This window comes from Herbaspirillum sp. CF444, assembly GCF_000282135.1.
Lineage (GTDB): Bacteria > Pseudomonadota > Gammaproteobacteria > Burkholderiales > Burkholderiaceae_D > Herbaspirillum.
On the sequence record NZ_AKJW01000115.1, the window covers coordinates 108,602 to 125,318 of the forward strand.

At 60.6% G+C, this 16,717-nt stretch carries 14 protein-coding genes; 9 read left to right on the forward strand and 5 right to left on the reverse strand.

Annotated elements, in window-relative coordinates:
* Window positions 1-86 precede the first annotated feature (86 nt).
* Both PMI16_RS23775 and PMI16_RS23780 read right to left on the reverse strand, forming a co-directional pair.
* On the reverse strand, window positions 87-1,004 hold the full coding sequence (locus PMI16_RS23775) for an FCD domain-containing protein (RefSeq protein ID WP_007884362.1): 918 nt from the start codon (window positions 1,002-1,004) through the stop codon (window positions 87-89).
* 66 nt (window positions 1,005-1,070) lie between these two features.
* Window positions 1,071-2,135 (reverse strand): Ldh family oxidoreductase, encoded by a 1,065-nt coding sequence (locus tag PMI16_RS23780; RefSeq protein ID WP_007884364.1) that lies wholly within the window; start codon window positions 2,133-2,135, stop codon window positions 1,071-1,073.
* A 481-nt stretch (window positions 2,136-2,616) separates the two neighbouring features.
* Here PMI16_RS23780 and PMI16_RS26205 point away from each other — a divergent pair, with 481 nt between their 5' ends.
* The 7 genes from PMI16_RS26205 (at window position 2,617) to PMI16_RS23810 (ending at window position 10,526) form a co-directional block, all read left to right on the forward strand.
* Window positions 2,617-2,844 carry a hypothetical protein gene (locus tag PMI16_RS26205; protein ID WP_157212793.1) on the forward strand — a complete coding sequence of 76 codons (228 nt, stop codon included), beginning with the start codon at window positions 2,617-2,619 and terminating at the stop codon, window positions 2,842-2,844.
* An 87-nt stretch (window positions 2,845-2,931) separates the two neighbouring features.
* Window positions 2,932-4,659 (forward strand): IlvD/Edd family dehydratase, encoded by a 1,728-nt coding sequence (locus PMI16_RS23785; RefSeq protein WP_007884373.1) that lies wholly within the window; start codon window positions 2,932-2,934, stop codon window positions 4,657-4,659.
* Window positions 4,660-4,768: 109 nt separating this feature from the next.
* Window positions 4,769-5,725, forward strand: a complete 957-nt coding sequence (locus PMI16_RS23790; protein WP_007884374.1) for a C-terminal binding protein — start codon at window positions 4,769-4,771, stop codon at window positions 5,723-5,725.
* A 330-nt stretch (window positions 5,726-6,055) separates the two neighbouring features.
* Window positions 6,056-7,153 (forward strand): ABC transporter ATP-binding protein, encoded by a 1,098-nt coding sequence (locus tag PMI16_RS23795; RefSeq protein ID WP_007884375.1) that lies wholly within the window; start codon window positions 6,056-6,058, stop codon window positions 7,151-7,153.
* A gap of 124 nt (window positions 7,154-7,277) precedes the next feature.
* Entirely contained in the window at window positions 7,278-8,615 is a 1,338-nt protein-coding gene (locus PMI16_RS23800) for an ABC transporter substrate-binding protein (RefSeq protein ID WP_007884376.1), read from the forward strand.
* Between the two features lie 130 nt (window positions 8,616-8,745).
* On the forward strand, window positions 8,746-9,645 hold the full coding sequence (locus PMI16_RS23805) for a carbohydrate ABC transporter permease (RefSeq protein ID WP_007884377.1): 900 nt from the start codon (window positions 8,746-8,748) through the stop codon (window positions 9,643-9,645).
* Window positions 9,642-10,526: a carbohydrate ABC transporter permease gene (locus PMI16_RS23810; RefSeq protein WP_007884378.1), complete on the forward strand. Its 885-nt coding sequence runs from the start codon at window positions 9,642-9,644 to the stop codon at window positions 10,524-10,526. Before PMI16_RS23805 ends, PMI16_RS23810 begins: the two co-directional genes overlap by 4 nt.
* Before the next feature lie 72 nt (window positions 10,527-10,598).
* Here PMI16_RS23810 and PMI16_RS23815 read toward each other — a convergent pair whose 3' ends face one another.
* Entirely contained in the window at window positions 10,599-11,369 is a 771-nt protein-coding gene (locus PMI16_RS23815; protein ID WP_007884379.1) for a dienelactone hydrolase family protein, read from the reverse strand.
* A 224-nt stretch (window positions 11,370-11,593) separates the two neighbouring features.
* Here PMI16_RS23815 and PMI16_RS23820 point away from each other — a divergent pair, with 224 nt between their 5' ends.
* Window positions 11,594-12,100, forward strand: coding sequence for a MerR family transcriptional regulator (locus PMI16_RS23820; RefSeq protein ID WP_007884380.1), 507 nt, complete (start codon window positions 11,594-11,596; stop codon window positions 12,098-12,100).
* Window positions 12,015-13,064, forward strand: a complete 1,050-nt coding sequence (locus PMI16_RS23825) for an aldo/keto reductase (RefSeq protein ID WP_157212794.1) — start codon at window positions 12,015-12,017, stop codon at window positions 13,062-13,064. Before PMI16_RS23820 ends, PMI16_RS23825 begins: the two co-directional genes overlap by 86 nt.
* Window positions 13,065-13,271: 207 nt before the next feature.
* Here PMI16_RS23825 and lpdA read toward each other — a convergent pair whose 3' ends face one another.
* Both lpdA and aceF read right to left on the reverse strand, forming a co-directional pair.
* Window positions 13,272-15,074, reverse strand: a complete 1,803-nt coding sequence (lpdA, locus tag PMI16_RS23830) for a dihydrolipoyl dehydrogenase (protein ID WP_007884383.1) — start codon at window positions 15,072-15,074, stop codon at window positions 13,272-13,274.
* Between the two features lie 235 nt (window positions 15,075-15,309).
* A partial coding sequence (gene aceF, locus PMI16_RS23835) for a dihydrolipoyllysine-residue acetyltransferase (RefSeq protein WP_007884386.1) occupies window positions 15,310-16,717 on the reverse strand: 1,408 nt, incomplete at its 5' end.

Consider the following 16,717-nt stretch of genomic DNA (forward strand, 5'->3'; position numbering starts at 1 on the left):
AGCTGACCTTCGTCGATTTCGACGGCCGCAACTGGGACAAGAACGTCGGCAAGCTGGGCTGATACCTTCCCAGCTCCTCTGGCGTTTCAGGCACGGGCGCTGCGGCGTTTAGGTGGCGAGGCAACCGACGCACGTTTGGCCGGTGCTTTCACTGCGGATGTCTTCTTTACCGTCGCCGGCTTTGCGGATTTCCTGATCGCGACCTTGACGACACCCTCTTTCGCCGCCGGTTTCTTCACGGCGAGCTTGGCCTTGGCTACCTTGGAAGTCTTCTCCGCGACGACTTTTTTGCTAGACAAACCCGCCTGCCCGACCAGGCTGGCGCTATAGCGCTTGAACGCGATATCCATGTGGCGCCGCATCGCTGCGCGCGCCATCTCGGGATCGCGGGCGCGCAATGCTTTCATCACGCGCGAATGTTCTTCGATCGCGTCGTTCCATACTTCGATGGTGTCGAAGTGGCTGTGCAGGCGATTGAACAGCGGCCCCAGGCGGGCATCGAACAATTGCGTCACCAGGCCGACCAGTACGCTGTTGCCGGTCGCTTCGGCGACGCGGATATGGAACAACCGATCGGCTTCCAGCGGATTGGTGCCGGCGCTGGTGTGCTCGATCATTTGCCGAAAGGCTTCTTCGATGGCATCGATCTGCGCCTTCTTGCCGTTCTTGGCGGCGGCATAGGCCACTTCGCCTTCCAGCATGGCGCGCGCACGGATCAGTTCCAGCGGACCTTCTTCGGTCGACAGATCGATCTCGCCTTCAGGCGCGGGGGACGGTGGACAGACGTAAATCCCGGAACCCATGTGCACCTCGATATAGCCCTCGACCTCCAGCGCAATCAGGGCTTCGCGCAACGACGGTCGGCTCACCCCCAGTTGTACGGATAGATCGCGCTCCGACGGGAGACGCGAACCGACGGGAAACTCGCCGTCGACAATCAGCTTGCGCAGTTGGTCGCTGATCTGGCGATACAGTCGTTGCGGCTCGATCGCTTCAATTGGCATAGGGGGTTCCGATTCAAAATCTTCTTTATCTTGGCGCCGGATTGTATCTCACCCACAGGCAACTATTCAGCTTGCCAGCGCTGCCGGGAACGTCAAACCATATTGCTGCGCCGTTTCGCGCAGCATCGGCGCAATCGTCGGATGCAAGGCCACGCCCTGCATCAATTGCTGCGCGCGACGCGCCATGCCGCGGTCGCCAGGCATGCGTACCTGCTCGACGCCGGGACGCGGCGGATTGCTCCGGCACGCTTCGGCGATGTGATCCATCTGGCGCCTGAAGGCCGCTTCGCCGCCGAAGGCCGCCGGATCGTACAGACTCATGAACACCGTCGCCCCCCACCCCGCCGGCGGATCCGCGCGGCCGAAACCGGACAGGCCGCCGGTCAACGCCTCAATCAGCACAGCCAAGCCGAAACCCTTGTGCCCCGCCGACAAACCGCCCAACGGCAGAATCGTTCCCGGCGGATCGGCGGCGAACACGGCAGGATCGCGACTGGGATTTCCCTGCGCATCGAGCAACCACTCTTCTTCGAACTGTTTGCCGGCCTTGTGCAGACGATTGCTCATGCCGTTGGTCGTGATCGATGCGGAGATGTCGACCAGGAAAGGCGTGCCGGAAGTCGGAATGCCGGCAGCGATAGGATTCGGCGTGAACACCGCGCGCGTGCCGCCGAACGGCGCCACGCTGTGCACGGCGGGATCGGAACTCGACAACACCATCAGGAAACCTTCTTCGGTGGCGCGCAGCAAATACGCGGCGAGACAGGCGATGTGATGACTGTGGTGAATCGCCAGCGAGGCCGTGCCCAGTTCGCGCGCACGCGGCATCAACGCGTCGATGCCCTTGTGCACCAGCCATGGCCCCGGCAGACGGCGACCGTCCCAGACCAGCGCCGCGGGACGATCGGACACCACTTCCGGTTCGCCTGAGGTGGCCATCGCGCCCTTCTCGATTTCCTTGACGTAAGGGGCGAGCAGCGCCAGGCCGTGCGTGTCGTGTCCGAGCAGGTCGCCGTCGACCAGCGTGCCTCCCACCGAAGCGGCCGGCTCCAGCTGCAAGCCGGCCTTTTGCAGCAGTTGCGTGGAGAATTGCTTGAGTTCGACGGCGGAAAAACGTTCGGGTGCAGCCATGGAAAAAACCATCCTTTCATTGCGATAATCGGTAGCAGGCAGATACCCGCGCAAAACTTGAATTCATGGAGGCCCCCGACGCAGGCGCAGATCCGCGCGCGCATGGAGCAGAAGCGATATCGTCTCGACTCTTGTATTTTTTCCTGCCGACGCACACAAAGAGGTCATGTGGTCAGACCAGATAAGGAAAAGAATTTCATATCACCCCGGCAGTGTCAAGAAAGAAAACGATGCACGAAAATAATTCACCTACGCCGCAGCGCACCATTGGGCATCATAGGACGCAAAAGAAGCACGCGTCGGACGCCGATGAAAAGATGTATGACAAATCTGGTATTACCACTTGACCAAAGTCCGAATGCTGAAATAGACTCGCTGGCATCTTTTCGAAGCACGTCGTTTTTACATTCCGATTTGCAACGCATAAAAATACAAGAGCAGAAACTGCCGGCGGACCATACCGCAGCACTGGAGACAGGCATTGAAGATCTTAACTGGCCGGGGGTGTACTTCCATCGTTCCGCAGCCGCGCATGCGCGGCCTGGCAGCGGCGTCTTTTTCTGCACGTGCGGAATCCGGCGCCTGCGCTGCCTCGACCTCCCGCTACCTCTGCCGCCTCGGCCATGCCGGCAACGGCGACGCCATGCTGGCGTATCACCTGATGGATTTCTCCCGTTACTTTTTCGACCAAAGCGATATTCGCCACTGATTCTTCCGACAGCCATCCGATTCAGACAGCATTCATGGCCCGCCCCTCGCAATCGATGAGCGGGCCGCAAGGAAAAAAGGAAAGAACATGAGCGACACCAGGAAATTTACGCGCCGCAGCCAGGCATGGTTCGGCCGGCAAGACCGCGACGGCTTCATCTACCGTTCGTGGGTCAAGAACCGCGGCATTCCGCACGATCAGTTCGATGGCCGTCCGGTCATCGGCATCTGCAATACCTATTCCGAACTGACGCCCTGCAATTCGCATTTCCGCGCGCTGGCCGAGCAGGTCAAGATCGGCATCTGGGAAGCCGGCGGTTTTCCGCTGGAGTTCCCGGTGATGTCGCTTGGCGAAACGCTGATGCGCCCGACCGCGATGCTGTTCCGCAATCTGGCCAGCATGGACGTGGAGGAATCGATCCGCGCCAATCCGCTCGACGGCGTGGTGCTGCTGATGGGCTGCGACAAGACCACGCCTGCCCTGCTGATGGGTGCGTCTTCCGTGGACTTGCCGACCATCGGCATTTCCGGCGGCCCGATGCTGTCCGGCAAATACCGCGGCGGCGAACTGGGCTCCGGCACCGGCGTCTGGCAGATGTCGGAAGAAGTGCGCGCCGGCCAGATGTCGCAGGAAGAATTCTTCGAAGCCGAAAGCTGCATGCACCGTTCGCACGGTCACTGCATGACCATGGGCACGGCATCGACCATGGCCAGCATGGTGGAAGCGCTGGGCATGAGTTTGCCGGGCAACGCCGCGATCCCCGCGGTCGATGCGCGCCGCAACGTGCTGGCGCGCAACTCCGGTCGCCGCATCGTCGAGATGGTCAAGGAAGATTTGATCATGTCCAGGATCCTGACCAAGGCCGCGTTTGAAAACGCCATCCGCGTCAACGCCGGCATCGGCGGTTCGACCAACGCCGTGATCCATTTGCTGGCGATTGCCGGCCGCATCGGCGTCGACCTCAAGCTGGAAGACTGGGACAACATCGGCCAGAAACTGCCCTGCCTGGTCAACCTGCAGCCATCGGGCAAATACCTGATGGAAGATTTTTACTACGCCGGCGGCTTGCCGTCGGTGATCCGCGAACTCGAAAGCGTGATCGACAAGAGCGCTCTCTCCGCCAACGGCCAGACCCTGTGGGACAACTGCAAGGACGCGCCGAACTGGAACCGCGACGTCATCCACGCCTTCGATGCGCCCTTCAAGCCGGCCGCCGGCATCGCCATCCTGCGCGGCAACCTGTGTCCGGACGGCGCCGTCATCAAGCCATCCGCCGCAACGCCCGCGCTGCTGAAACACACCGGCCGCGCCGTGGTGTTTGAAAACAGCGACGACCTGCACAAGCGCATCGACGACGAAGATCTCGACGTCGACGAGAACTGCGTGCTGGTGTTGAAGAATTGCGGCCCCAAGGGTTATCCCGGCATGGCCGAAGCAGGCAACATGCCGCTGCCGCCGAAGGTGCTGCGCAAGGGCATCACCGACATGGTGCGCGTCTCCGATGCGCGCATGAGCGGCACCGCCTACGGCACCGTGGTTCTCCACGTCACGCCGGAAGCCGCCGCCGGCGGCCCGCTGGCGCTGGTGCGGAACGGCGACATGGTGGAGCTCGACGTGGAAGCGCGCAAGCTGCACCTGCACGTCAGCGACGAAGAACTGGAACGCCGCCGCGCATCATGGCAGGCGCCGAAAGCGCCGGCCGACCGCGGCTGGGTCAAGCTTTACGTCGATCACGTGCAGCAGGCCAATCTCGGCGCCGATCTCGACTTCCTGGTCGGCAAGAGCGGCTCGGGAATACCGAAAGACAATCACTGATTTCAAGGTGTAGGGATTTAATCATTCAACAAGACGGCGGAAGAAGCTAGCGTCACATCAGATGGCGTACTTCCGCTGCTTGCAACCAGAGTCACGGAGACATGACGCAATGAAAGTATTGATTACCGACTACGATTTTCCCGATGTGGAACTTGAACTCGCGCTGTATCGCGAAGCCGGCGTTGAAGTCGTGACGGCGCAATGCCGCACCGAAGACGAAGTCATCAAGGCCGCCGAAGGCTGCGAAGGCCTGCTGGTGCAATATGCGCCGGTCAACGCCAAGGTGTTCGCCGCGCGTCCTGAAATCCGCATCGCCAGCCGCTACGGCGCCGGCTTCGACACCATCAATACCGACGACGCCGCCAGGCACGGCGTCTGGGTCGGCAACTCGCCCGACTACGGCGTCGGCGAAGTCGCCACCCATGCGCTGGCGATGACGCTCGACCTGATCCGCAACATCACCGGCTACGACCGCGACGTCAAATCCGGCCAATGGCATTACACCACCGCGGGCAAGATCCAGCGCTGTTCCGAAATGACCATCGGCATCGTCGGCCTGGGCCGCATCGGCAAGCGCATGGCGCATATCAGCCGCAATCTGTTCAAGCGCGTGATCGCCTACGATCCGCACATCATCGACGGCGACTTTCCGGCCTATGTGGAACGCGTCGGCAAGGAAGAATTGTTCCGGCAGGCACATGTCGTTTCGCTGCACACGCCGCTCAACGACGAGACGCGCGGCATGATCGATGCGTCGGTGTTGAAACTGATGCAACAGGACAGCTTCCTGGTCAACTCGGCACGCGGCGGGCTGGTCAATATCGACGACCTGCTCAAGGCGCTCGACACCAATCTGAAGGGCGCCGGACTGGACGTTTTGCCGGTCGAACCGCCGGCGACAAGTTCCGCTATTGTCCAGCACAAACGTGTGCTATTGTCGCCGCACGCCGCCTTCTATTCCGAAGTCGCGGCCAGGGAATTGCGCCGCAAGGCAGCGCAAAACCTGATCGACTGGGACCGCAACGGACGCCCGTCGTATGTGGTGGTGGAAGGCAAGAAAAAATAATCAAAGATAAAAGACACCCTGCCCCCAGCCAATCGCTGGATGCAGGAATGCAGCAAGCGCAACAGACTTAAAGCCGATCTCGCAGCACCAGACAACGAGAGGTATGACTCGCTGATGATGTAAAAACGTTCACTATCGCCACGCTGCTGAATTGGCAACAATCGGCAACGAGAGTGAGCGGTCATGGTTGTATCTCTCAATGTCGCCGAAAACCATAAAAATCAAAACGGCGCATGGTTCAGAATTAAATGTGCGGGAGCCCTCCAAGAAGGGGCTCATTGCAAACATAAGCAGACACAAAAAACGAGATATAGAGACGAGGAGCAAGGCATGGCATCAGTTCAGATTCGCGGCATCAAAAAACAATTCGGCAGCACCCAGGTTATTCGCGGCGTCGACATTGAAATCGAGGACGGCCAGTTCGCCGTGCTGGTCGGCCCTTCCGGCTGCGGCAAGTCGACGCTCTTGCGCATGCTGGCGGGCCTCGAGGAAATCACCGAAGGCGAGATCTCCATCGGCGGCACCGTGGTCAACAACGTCCAGCCCAAGGACCGCGACATCGCCATGGTGTTCCAGAACTACGCGCTGTATCCGCACATGACGGTCAACGACAACATGGCGTTCTCGCTGATGCTGGCAAAGAAAGAAAAATCCTTCATCCAGCAACAGGTCAAGAAGGCCGCCGAAATCCTCGGCCTGACCAATCTGCTGGAACGCTATCCGCGCCAGCTCTCCGGCGGTCAACGCCAGCGCGTGGCGATGGGCCGCGCGATCGTGCGCGATCCGCAAGTCTTCCTGTTCGATGAACCGCTGTCCAACCTCGACGCCAAGCTGCGCGTGCAGATGCGCACCGAGATCAAGGAACTGCATCAGCGCCTGAAAACCACCTCGGTCTACGTCACCCACGACCAGATCGAAGCGATGACCATGGCCGACCAGATCGTCGTCATGCGCGACGGCCTGGTGGAGCAACGTGGCCGTCCGCTCGAACTGTACGACCGCCCTGCCAACATTTTCGTGGCCGGTTTCATCGGCTCGCCGGCGATGAATTTCATCCCCGCCACGCTGCGCAGAAATAACGGTGATGCCGACAAGGCCGAAGTCGAATTCGCCGACGGCACGCGCCTGCCTGCTCCCTATGCCCATCGCGGTCTCGATGGCGTCGACGGCCAGCGCGTGATCTACGGCGTGCGTCCGGAACATCTCAGCATCGGTCCTGCCGGCAGCGGCATGAGCACCAAGGTGGTCGTGGTCGAACCGACCGGCGCCGACACCGAGGTCTATGCGCGCTTCAACGACACCAGCCTGACCTCGATCTTCCGCGAACGCCATAACTTCGGCGCCGGCGACACGATCAACCTGGTGCCGGAACACGGCAGCACGCATCTGTTCGATGCCGACAGCGGCAAGACGCTGGCGCGCGGCTGAGTTCAAGTTTGATTCGTCTTTTTCAAAGCAGTCCCCGTAACACAATCTGTACTACAGCAAGTAAAAATAACAACGCAACAGAGCGGACCCATTCACTTTCATCAGAAGAGAAGGAGTAGGAGACATGACCAAGCTGACCAGACGTGACTTTTTGGCTGCGAGCGCATCCGTCGCTGCGGCCTCGACAGTAGCCACCACCAATGCATTTGCCGCACCGGCGGCGCCTGCCGCCACCGGCGCCGGCCTGAAGTTCGACATCGAGAAAGGCGCGACGCTGCGCGTATTGCGCTGGAAGCGCTTCGTCCAGGGCGACGAAGACCTGTGGAATGCGAACGTGAAGAAATTCACCGAGAAAACCGGCGTCGCCGTGCGTACCGACAGCGAAGGCTGGGAAGACCTGCGTCCCAAGGCCGCGGTTGCCGCCAACGTCGGCTCCGGGCCGGACATCGTGATGAGCTGGTTCGACGACCCGCAACAATATCCGACCAAGCTGATCGACCTGACCGACCTGGCGACTTCGCTGGGCAGCCGCCTTGGCGGCTGGTACGACGTCTGTCGCAAATACGGCACCAAGGACGGCAAATGGATAGCCCTGCCGTTCGGCGTGGTCGGCAACGCCATCGTCTATCGCGAGAGCCAGATCAAGGCCGCCGGATTCGACGGCATCCCGAAAGACACGGCCGGTTTCCTCAAACTGTGCCAGGCCTTGAAAGCCAAGAACACGCCAGCCGGTTTTGCGCTCGGCAAGGCCGTCGGCGACGCCAACAACTGGGCGCACTGGCTGCTGTGGGCCCATGGCGGCAAACTGGTCGACAAGAAAGGCGCGGTCGTCATCAATTCACCGGAAACCAGGGCCGCGCTGGAATACGCCAAGCAACTGTATCCGACCTTCATTCCCGGCACGCTGTCATGGCAGGATCCGTCGAACAACAAAGCCTATCTCGACGGCCAGATCAGCCTGACCGCCAACGGCATCTCGGTGTATTACGCAGCCAAGAACTCTCCCGATCCGAAGCTGCAGGAAATGGCGAAGGACACGCAACACGCCCACTTCCCGATCGGCCCCGCCGGCAAGCCGACCGAACTGATGCAGATCACGCAGATGATGATCTTCAAGCACACCAAGTTCCCGAACGCGGCCAAGGCTTTCGTCCAGTTCATGTTCGAGCCTGAGCAGTACAACCCATGGATGGAAGCCTCCATCGGTTACGTCAGCCAGTCGCTCAAGGCCTACGAAAAGAACTCCATCTGGACCTCGGATCCGAAGGCCACCGTGTATCGCGATTCGGCCGCTCTGATGATCGACCACGGCCACGAAGGTCCGCTGGGACAAGCATCGGCCGCGTGTATGGCCGACTACGTGGTGGTCGACATGGTGGCGGAAGCCGCCAGCGGATCGAAGACCGTGCAGCAGGCCATCGACCGTGCGGCGGAGCGCGCCAAGCGTTTCTACAAGGCGTAACAACCTGCTTTCGTTTGCATCGGCTTCTTGTAATTGCTGAAGCCAATGCAGGCGATGCATGGAGCAAAACATGCGTTCGCACCGGCCATCGCCATGCGAACGCAGTCATCACGCTTACCGAGGTCTGCTTATGTTATCCCGACTGCTGAACAACCGTAATGTGCTGGGCATGCTGTTCATGGCGCCCGCCGTATTACTGCTTGTCGTGTTTCTGACTTACCCGCTCGGACTGGGAGTCTGGCTTGGCTTTACCGATACCAAGATCGGTGGCGAAGGCAGCTTCATCGGGCTGGACAATTATTCCTTCCTGCTCGGCGATTCGCTGGCGCAGCTGTCGCTGTTCAACACGCTGTTCTACACCATCACCGCCAGCATCCTGAAGTTCGTGCTCGGTCTGTGGTTGGCGATCCTGCTCAACAAGAATCTGCCGATCAAGTCATTCTTCCGCGCCATCGTGCTGTTGCCATGGATCGTCCCTACCGCATTGTCGGCGCTGGCGTTCTGGTGGATGTACGATTCGCAGTTCTCCGTCATCAGCTGGTCGCTGATGAAGATGGGCCTGATCGATCACTACATCGATTTCCTTGGCGAGCCGTGGCTGGCGCGGATTTCCACCGTGATCGCCAACGTCTGGCGCGGCATTCCCTTCGTCGCGATCTCGCTGCTGGCCGGCCTGCAAACCATCTCGCCTTCGCTGTATGAAGCCGCCGCGATTGACGGCGCCAAGCCGTGGCAGCAGTTCCGCTACGTCACGCTGCCCTTGCTGACGCCGATCATCGCGGTGGTGATGACCTTCTCGGTGCTGTTTACCTTCACCGACTTCCAGTTGATCTACGTGCTCACGCGCGGCGGTCCGCTGAATGCCACGCACCTGATGGCGACGCTGTCGTTCCAACGGGCAATCCCCGGCGGCTCGCTGGGTGAAGGCGCGGCACTGGCAACCTACATGATTCCTTTCCTGCTCGCAGCCATCATGTTTTCGTACTTCGGCCTGCAACGTCGCGGCTGGCAACAAGGAGGTGACAAATGAGCAAGAAGTCAAAAGACCTGCAGCAAGAAACGCAGGGCATGGATTTCCTGCAATCGATGCCGCGCCGCTGGATCACGACATATATCCCGCTGGGCATCTTCGTGTTCGTGCTGCTGTTTCCGTTCTACTGGATGGTGATCACGGCTTTCAAACCGGATAACGAACTGCTGCGCCAGACCGGCAATCCGTTCTGGGTGGTGGCGCCGACGCTGGCCCACTTCAAGAAACTGCTGTTCGAAACCCAGTATCCGGCGTGGCTGCTCAACACCGTGATCGTGTCGGTGGTGTCGACCTTCGCCTCGCTGGCGGCCAGCGTGTTCGCCGCCTATGCCATCGAACGCCTGCGCTTCCAGGGTTCCAAGCAGGTCGGCCTGGGCATCTTCCTGGCGTACCTGATCCCGCCGTCTATCCTGTTCATTCCGCTGGCGGCGATCGTGTTCAAGCTGGGTCTGTTCGATACGCGCTGGGCGCTGATCCTCACGTATCCGACCTTCCTGATTCCGTTCTGCACCTGGCTGCTGATGGGCTACTTCCGCTCGATTCCGTATGAGCTGGAAGAATGCGCGCTGATCGACGGCGCCACGCGTTGGGAAATCCTGGTCAAGATCATCCTGCCGCTGGCGGTGCCCGGATTGATCTCGGCCGGCATCTTCGCCTTCACTCTGTCGTGGAACGAGTTCATCTATGCGCTGACCTTCATCTCGTCATCCGAAGTGAAGACGGTGCCGGTGGGTATCGTGACCGAGCTGGTCGACGGCGACGTCTATCACTGGGGGGCGCTGATGGCAGGGGCGCTGCTGGGCTCGCTGCCGGTGGCGGTGGTGTATTCCTTCTTCGTGGAATATTACGTGTCGGGCATGACCGGAGCGGTCAAGGAGTAAATTTTTCCGCTCAAAAGAAAACGGCCGGCGTCTTGCGATGCCGGCCGTTTTTCATTGCCCTTCCGAATTGAATCAGGCGAGCTTTTCCGCGAAGAAGTTCTTCAAGGCCACTGCTGCACGTTCAGCGGTTTGCTTGTGATAGAAGAAGCCCGGGTTGCTGGCGTCCGGATCGGTGAACGAATGACCGGCCTGGCCGTAGTTGATCAGTTGCCAGTCCAGCTTGGCGGCGCTGACTTCGTCGATGAAGGCGTTGACCATGTCGCGCGGCACCGATGGATCCTGCACGCCGTGCAGCACCAGGATGGCGCCCTTGACGTTTTCTGCATCCTTGGAATTCGGCGTATCCAGTGCGCCATGCAGCGATACAAACGCATTCACGGCAGCACCGGAGCGCGCCAGTTCCAACGCTGCGGTACCGCCGAAGCAGAAGCCGCAAACGCCGAGCTTGCCGCTCAGCTTGACCTTGTCCTGGCCCTTGAGCGCTTCCAGCACGGCATTCATGCGCTTGCGCAATTCGGCGCGATCTTTCTTCAGCGGAATGATGGCTGCCATGGCTTCGTCGCCATTGGCCGGACGCACGGTCTTGCCGTAGACGTCGCCGACCAGAATCGCCTGGTTCAGTCCGATGGTGGTGGCGGCGACTTCCAATGCCTTCTGGCTGACGCCGAAGAAATTGGGAATCGACAGTACGCCGGCAACCGGCGCCGTGCTCTTCTTGTTGAACAGCAGGACGCTTTCGTACTCAACGCCGTCCAGCGCGTGGACGATCAGTTCGATGCCGAGATCGGCGGCGGGGATGCCGAATTTTGCGGCGATGGGGGCGGGATCAAATTGGTGACTCATTCACTCTTCTCCTGAGCATTGCAAACTGAGAAAACCGCATGCGCTGCCGGTCGCTTACCGCACGGCAGTGTCGAGGTCTTCTCGCGAAAAACGCTATCTTTGCATAGCTGCCAAAAGTTTGCTGGCGTGGTCCCGATTGGCAACCCGCATCCTGACAAGCCGTCAGAAAAAAGCGCATAATCCCCCTTGACTTAGAGCGCACTCCAACTTCTAGACTGCCCCACATGACCACTTCCCTGACCATACAACAAGCTGCCGCAAAGACCGGATTGTCGGTGCATACCCTGCGCTATTACGAAAAGATCGGCCTGCTCGATCCGATCGCGCGCCAGGACAATACGCACCGCCTGTTCCGCGAAGAAGATCTGACCTGGATCGGATTCTTGCTGAAGCTGCGTTCGACCGGTCTGCCGATCCGCGACATGCTGCGCTATGCGGAGCTGCGTCGCGCCGGCAACACGGCGCAAAGTGTGTCTGCACGGAAGGCATTGCTGCAACAGCATGCCCGCACCGTGGAAGAGACGATCGCCGAACTGCAAAGCAACCTGGCCGTGCTTCATATGAAAGTGAACATGTATGAAGACCTGGAGGCTGCACTGCCGGCGGTCGTCGTCACTCACCAGCAATCTATCGAGGACGCTTCCAATGAACACAGTAACGACAGCAACAAACGCAACAACTCCACACGCAAAACCGGCAACGCAAGTCGGCACCCGCAAACTCGGCGCTGACGGCCCGACCGTCTCGTCCATCGGCCTCGGCTGCATGGGCATGAGCGATTTCTATTCGAACCGCGACGATGCCGAATCCATCGCCACCATCCACCGCGCATTGGAACTCGGCATCTGCTTTCTCGATACCGCCGACATGTACGGTCCTTACATCAACGAGGAACTGATCGCCAAGGCCATCAAGGGCAAGCGCGACCAGGTCTTCATCGCGACCAAGTTCGGCATCGTGCGCGATCCGGCCAACCCGGCGGCACGCGGCGTCAACGGCAAACCCGACTACATCCGCACGTCGGTCGAAGGCAGCCTGAAACGCCTGGGCGTCGAGACCATCGATCTGTACTACCAGCATCGCATCGATCAGAGCACGCCGATCGAAGAGACCGTGGGCGCGCTGGCCGATCTGGTCAAAGCCGGCAAGATCCGCCACATCGGCTTGTCGGAAGCATCGTCGCAAACGCTGGAGCGCGCCAGCAAGGTCCACAAGATCACCGCGCTGCAAAGCGAATACTCGCTGTGGACGCGCGACCCGGAGCAAGACGTGCTGGCGACGTGCAACAAGCTGGGCATCGGTTTCGTGCCGTACAGCCCGCTGGGACGCGGCTTCCTGACCGGTGCGATTACACGTCCGGATCAGTTCGACGCGGACGATTATCGTCGTCACAATCCGCGCTTCCAGGGCGAGAACTTTGCGAAAAATCTACTGCTGGTGGAGAAGGTAAAAGAACTGGCAACGCGCTATGAATGCTCGCCGTCGCAACTGGCATTGGCGTGGGTGCTGGCGCAAGGCGATCATATCGTGCCGATTCCAGGCACCAAGCGTCGCAAGTATCTGGAAGAAAACAGCGGCGCGCTGGCGGTGACGTTGACGGCGGTGCATCTGGAAGAACTGAACCGGCTGTTCCCTGCCGATGCGGCTGCCGGCCCGCGTTACACCGAAGAAGGAATGCGCATCGTCAACGGTTGATTCTGAAACCGTATCTGCAATAAAAAACGGCTGGCATCTTGCGATGTCAGCCGTTTTTCTTTTCTGTCGCCAAGCACGTCAACTCATTCAGTCTGTCGTCCCAGCGAACGCTGGGACCCAGTGTCGTACCCTCCCGCTGATACTTCACGGTAAGCCGCTGGATTCCTGTTTTCGCAGGAACGACAGGTATGAGGAAACGTACCGTGCTTATTTCTTGCGCATCGGCGGCAAGTCGGTGCAGACGCCCTTGTAGACTTCCGCCGCCATGCCGATCGATTCGCCCAGCGTCGGGTGAGGATGGATGGTCTTGCCGATGTCGACGGCGTCCGCGCCCATCTCGATGGCCAGGGCGATTTCACCGATCATGTCGCCGGCATGCGTGCCGACGATGCCACCGCCGACGATGCGATGCGTCTCAGCGTCGAACAGCAGTTTGGTGAAACCTTCCGAACGGCCGTTGGCAACGGCACGACCGGAAGCGGCCCACGGGAAGTGCCCCTTCTCCAGCTTGATGCCCTTGGCCTTGGCTTCGTCTTCGGTAATGCCGACCCATGCCACTTCCGGATCGGTGTAGGCCACCGAAGGAATGACGCTGGCGTCGAAGTGGCTCTTCTCGCCTGCTGCGGCTTCCGCAGCAACGTGCGCTTCGTGCACGGCCTTGTGCGCCAGCATCGGCTGACCGACCAGATCACCAATCGCGAAGATGTGCGGCACGTTGGTACGCATCTGGCTGTCGACCGGGATGAAGCCGCGATCGGTCACGGTCACGCCGGCCTTGTCGGCGGCGATCTTCTTGCCGTTCGGGCTGCGGCCGACGGCCACCAGCACCAGATCGTAGACTTGCGGATCCGGCGCCTTGGCGCCCGCTTCCGCTGCTTCGAAGCTGACCTTGATGCCTTCCTTCAACGCTTCGACTGCGACCGTCTTGGTCTTGAGCATGACGTTGTCGAAACGCTTTTCGTTGAACTTCTGCCAGACCTTGACCATGTCGCGGTCCGCGCCCTGCATCAGGCCATCCATCATTTCGACGACGTCGATGCGGGCGCCCAGCGTGGAGTACACGGTCGCCATTTCCAGACCGATGATGCCGCCGCCGATGACCAGCATGCGTTTCGGCACCTGGCGCAATTCCAGCGCGCCGGTTGAGTCGACGATGCGCGGGTCCGCTTTTTCTTTACCTTGGACAAACGGCAGGTTCACCACCGACGAACCGGCGGCGATGATGGCTTGCTTGAACTTGACGGTCTTCTTGCTGCCGTCGGCTGCGGTCACTTCGATGTGGTTGGCGCCGACGAACTGGCCTACGCCCTGCACCACGTTGACCTTGCGCGCCTTGGCCATGCCTGCCAGGCCGCCGGTCATGGTGCCGATGACTTTTTCCTTGTAGGCGCGCAGCTTGTCGATGTCGATTTCCGGCTTGGCGAAGGTGACGCCGTGCGACGCCATCGCGGCAGTTTCATCGATGACGGCTGCGACGTGCAGCAGCGCCTTCGATGGAATGCAACCGACATTCAGGCAGACGCCGCCGAGCGTCGAATAACGTTCGACCAGCACCGTGTTCATACCCAGGTCGGCGGCGCGGAACGCGGCGGAATAACCGCCGGGACCTGCGCCGAGGACCATCATGTCGCATTCGATGTCGGCCGAACCGCCGAAGCTGGCGGCGACCGGGGCCGGGGCTGCTGCTGCGGGAGCGGCGGCTGGCGCAGGCGCTGCCGCGGCAGGTGCAGCTGCGGGCGCCGCTACCGGAGCAGGTGCGGCCGCCGCATCACCGCTGGCTTCCACCAGCAGCAGGACGGAACCTTCGGCAACCTTGTCGCCTACCTTGACTTTCAATTCTTTCACCACGCCAGCCGTACTGGATGGGATTTCCATGCTGGCCTTGTCGGATTCGACGGTGATCAGCGATTGCTCGACCTTGATGGTGTCGCCGACCTTGACCAGCAATTCGATCACTTCCACTTCTTTGAAATCGCCGATATCGGGGACTTTGACTTCGCTCAGACTCATGTCTTTACTCCGTAAATTCTGTTGTTCGCTATGCGCTGCCTCAGAGGTAACGCATCAACTTTTCTAGGCGGCCTGAAGTTGCTCATGATTCCCGACGAGGCCGTGCGAGTGCCAGTTCAGGATGAGATGCAAGGCGCAAAACGCAGCCGGGCTGGTGGCCCGGCGAGGCTTTGCAACGCCGCAGATCGCCTGAAATGGTGCTTGCACGGTCTTGGCAGGGGTCATGAGCAGCTTCCTACAGCAACGACTTGCGCAGATCGCCCAGCACCTCAGCCAGATAGGCCGAGAAGCGCGCGCCCATCGCGCCGTCGACCACGCGGTGGTCGTAGGACAGCGAGGTCGGCAGCATCAGGCGCGGCACGAATTGCTTGCCGTCCCAGACTGGTTTGATGATCGACTTGGACAAGCCCAGGATCGCCACTTCAGGTGCATTGATGATCGGCGTGAAGGCCGTGCCGCCAATGCCGCCCAGCGACGAAATGGTGAAGGTCGCGCCTTGCATGTCGGCAGGCTTGAGCTTGCCGTCGCGTGCTTGCGCCGACAGATCGCCCATTTCGATAGCGATCTGACCGATGGTCTTTTGATCGGCGTTCTTGATCACAGGCACCACCAGACCGTTCGGTGTATCGGCCGCAAAACCGATGTTGTAGTACTGCTTCAGGATCAGGTTTTCGCCCTTGGCATCCAGCGAGGAATTGAACGCAGGGAATTTCTTCAGCGCCGCAACGCTGGCCTTGATCACGAACGCCAGCATGGTCAGCTTGACCGGCGATTTTGCCTTGGCGTAAGCGTCGTTGGACGACTTGCGGAATTCTTCCAGCTCGGTCACGTCGGCTTCGTCGAATTGCGTGACGTGCGGGATCATGACCCAGTTGCGATGCAGGTTCGGACCGCTGATCTTCTTGATGCGCGACAGCGGCAGCAACTCGGTGGCGCCGAACTTGCTGAAGTCCAGCGACGGCCATGGCAACAGGTCCAGGCCTGCACCGCTGCCGTTCTTGGCAGGTGCGCTGGCTGCCGTGCCTGCGCCGCCGGCCAGTGCCGCCTTGACGAACTTCTGGATGTCTTCCTGCAGGATGCGATTCTTCGGCCCCGTGCCGACCACGCGGGTCAGGTCGACGCCGAGTTCACGGGCGAATTTACGCACCGATGGCGAAGCGTGCGACTTGTTGGCGGAACCCGGCGTAACGGCGGCGACTGCCATTGCCGGAGCAGCGGCAGCAGGCGCAGATGCCGGAGCCGGAGCCGAAGCCGGTGCAGGCGTTGCTGCAGGAGCCGTGGCAGCAGGTGCTGGAGCAGCCGCGCCGCCGGTGGCTTCCACCACGGCAACCAGCGAACCCTTGGCAACCTTGTCGCCGATCTTGACTTTCAGCTCCTTGATCACGCCGGCATGGCTCGACGGGATTTCCATGCTGGCCTTGTCGGATTCGACGGTCAGCAGCGACTGTTCGACCTTGACGGTGTCGCCGACCTTGACCAGCAACTCGATGACTTCGACTTCAGCGAAATCGCCGATATCGGGAACGAGGATATCTTGCAGGCCGCCCGAAGCCGCAGGCGCTGCAGCAGGTGCGGCCGGCACAGGAACAGATGCCGTTGCGGCGGCAGCGGGTGCTGCAGCAGCGGCTGCCGGAGCTGCTGCC

What these genes read in the sequence shown, in the direction of transcription:
- PMI16_RS23775 (WP_007884362.1), bottom strand. Translation starts at nt 1,004, where the DNA reads ATGCCAATTGAAGCGATCGAGCCGCAACGACTGTATCGCCAGATCAGC.
- PMI16_RS23780 (WP_007884364.1), bottom strand. Translation starts at nt 2,135, where the DNA reads ATGGCTGCACCCGAACGTTTTTCCGCCGTCGAACTCAAGCAATTCTCC.
- PMI16_RS23785 (WP_007884373.1), top strand. Translation starts at nt 2,932, where the DNA reads ATGAGCGACACCAGGAAATTTACGCGCCGCAGCCAGGCATGGTTCGGC.
- PMI16_RS23790 (WP_007884374.1), top strand. Translation starts at nt 4,769, where the DNA reads ATGAAAGTATTGATTACCGACTACGATTTTCCCGATGTGGAACTTGAA.
- PMI16_RS23795 (WP_007884375.1), top strand. Translation starts at nt 6,056, where the DNA reads ATGGCATCAGTTCAGATTCGCGGCATCAAAAAACAATTCGGCAGCACC.
- PMI16_RS23800 (WP_007884376.1), top strand. Translation starts at nt 7,278, where the DNA reads ATGACCAAGCTGACCAGACGTGACTTTTTGGCTGCGAGCGCATCCGTC.
- PMI16_RS23805 (WP_007884377.1), top strand. Translation starts at nt 8,746, where the DNA reads ATGTTATCCCGACTGCTGAACAACCGTAATGTGCTGGGCATGCTGTTC.
- PMI16_RS23810 (WP_007884378.1), top strand. Translation starts at nt 9,642, where the DNA reads ATGAGCAAGAAGTCAAAAGACCTGCAGCAAGAAACGCAGGGCATGGAT.
- PMI16_RS23815 (WP_007884379.1), bottom strand. Translation starts at nt 11,369, where the DNA reads ATGAGTCACCAATTTGATCCCGCCCCCATCGCCGCAAAATTCGGCATC.
- PMI16_RS23820 (WP_007884380.1), top strand. Translation starts at nt 11,594, where the DNA reads ATGACCACTTCCCTGACCATACAACAAGCTGCCGCAAAGACCGGATTG.
- PMI16_RS23825 (WP_157212794.1), top strand. Translation starts at nt 12,015, where the DNA reads ATGAACACAGTAACGACAGCAACAAACGCAACAACTCCACACGCAAAA.
- lpdA (WP_007884383.1), bottom strand. Translation starts at nt 15,074, where the DNA reads ATGAGTCTGAGCGAAGTCAAAGTCCCCGATATCGGCGATTTCAAAGAA.